The organism is Streptomyces cellostaticus, assembly GCF_023630175.1.
GTDB classification, from domain to species: Bacteria; Actinomycetota; Actinomycetes; order Streptomycetales; family Streptomycetaceae; genus Streptomyces; species Streptomyces cellostaticus_A.
Genome location: NZ_JALLIN010000114.1, coordinates 1 through 2,025, shown reverse-complemented (window position 1 = coordinate 2,025; position 2,025 = coordinate 1). Strand labels below are relative to the sequence as shown.

Genomic DNA, 2,025 nt, shown 5'->3' with positions numbered 1-2,025 from the left:
GCTGACCGCCGTCGAGCTGCGCAACCGGCTCGGCGCAGTGACCGGCGTGACGCTGCCGGCCACGCTGATCTTCGACTACCCGACCGCCTCGGCCCTCGCGGAGTACTTGAGGGACGAGTTGCTGGGCACGGCAACCGCCGTGGCGGCGCCGGTGGCCAAAGCCGCCGTCGACGACGACCCGATCGCGATCGTGGCGATGAGCTGCCGCTTCCCCGGCGGGGTCCGTAGCCCCGAGGACCTGTGGCAGTTGCTCGCCACCGGTGGCGACGCCATCGGCGAGTTCCCGGCAGACCGTGGCTGGGACCTGGACGCGCTCTACAGCCCCGACCCCGACAAGCAGGGCACGTTCTATGCCCGCGAAGGCGGGTTCCTGTACGACGCCGCCGACTTCGACGCCGACTTCTTCGGGATCTCGCCGCGTGAGGCGCTGGCGATGGACCCGCAGCAGCGCCTGCTCCTGGAATCGTCCTGGGAGGCGTTCGAGCGAGCGGGCATCGACCCGTCGTCGCTGCGCGGCAGCCAGGCCGGTGTCTTCGTCGGCACCAACGGCCAGGACTACGGAGCGACGCTCCGGACCGTCCCGGACGGCATCGAGGGCTTCCTCGGTACCGGCAACGCGGCGAGCGTCGTCTCCGGCCGGCTCTCCTACGCCTTCGGTCTCGAAGGCCCGGCCGTCACCGTCGACACCGCGTGTTCCGCTTCGCTGGTCGCCCTGCACTGGGCGGTCCAGGCGCTCCGCAACGGCGAGTGCTCGCTGGCGCTCGCGGGTGGTGTGACGGTGATGTCGTCGCCGGGTGCCTACATCGACTTCAGCCGTCAGCGGGGGCTTGCGGCCGACGGCCGTATCAAGGCGTTCGCCGCCGCCGCCGATGGCACGGGCTGGGGCGAGGGCGTCGGCATGCTGCTCGTCGAGCGCCTGTCGGACGCGCGTGCCAACGGGCACCCGGTGCTCGCGGTCGTGCGCGGCTCGGCGATCAACCAGGACGGTGCCAGCAACGGACTGACGGCACCGAACGGCCCCTCCCAGCAGCGCGTCATCCGCGCCGCCCTGGCCAACGCGGGGCTGTCCACGGCGGACGTCGACGCCGTCGAGGCGCACGGTACGGGCACCAGGCTCGGCGACCCGATCGAGGCGCAGGCGCTCCTCGCCACCTACGGGCGGGAACGCGCCGCAGACCAGCCCCTGTGGCTCGGCTCCATCAAGTCGAACATCGGCCACACCCAGGCCGCCGCCGGTGTCGCCGGCGTGATCAAGATGGTGCTGGCGATGCAGAACGGGGTCCTGCCGAAGACGCTGCACGTGGACGAGCCGACCCCGCACGTCGACTGGACGTCCGGTGACCTCGCCCTGCTGACCGAGCCAACGGTGTGGCCCGAGACCGGCCGCCCGCGCCGGGCCGGCGTCTCGTCGTTCGGGTTCAGCGGTACGAACGCCCACACCGTCCTGGAACAGGCGCCGCCGCCCGCAGAGGAGACGGCCCCCGCCGCCGAACCGGTGCCCGCGCCCCGGGTCGTACCGTGGGCGCTGTCGGCGAAGAGTGAGGCGGGGCTGCGTGCCCAGGCCGAGCGGCTGCGCACGCACATCACGTCGGACCCGCTGCCGGGGACCGTGGACGTCGGCTACTCCCTGGCCACGTCCCGGGCGGCACTGGACCGCCGCGCCGTCGTCGTCGCGACGGAGCGGGACGGGTTCCTGACCGCTCTGGAGGCGCTGGCGGCGGGTGAGCAGGCCCCGGGCCTGGTGCGCGGCACCGCCACCGGTGGCGGGTCGGCGTTCCTGTTCACGGGGCAGGGCAGTCAGCGGCTGGGTATGGGCCGTGAGTTGTACGAAGCCTTCCCGGTGTTCGCGGAGGCGCTGGACGCGGTCTGTGCGCGGCTTGATCTGCCGCTGAAGGACGTTCTGTTCGGCGACGACCGAGCCGCGCTGGACCGTACGGAGTTCGCGCAGCCGGCGTTGTTCGCGGTGGAGGTGGCGCTGTTCCGGCTGCTGGAGAGCTGGGGCGTGAGGCCCGACTTCGTGGCCGG

At 72.7% G+C, this 2,025-nt stretch carries 1 protein-coding gene; it reads left to right on the top strand.

Going from position 1 to position 2,025, the window contains the following annotated elements; genetic code table 11:
- Positions 1-2,025 (top strand): type I polyketide synthase (locus MXD57_RS31195; protein ID WP_250405574.1); only part of this gene is annotated, 2,025 nt, incomplete at both ends.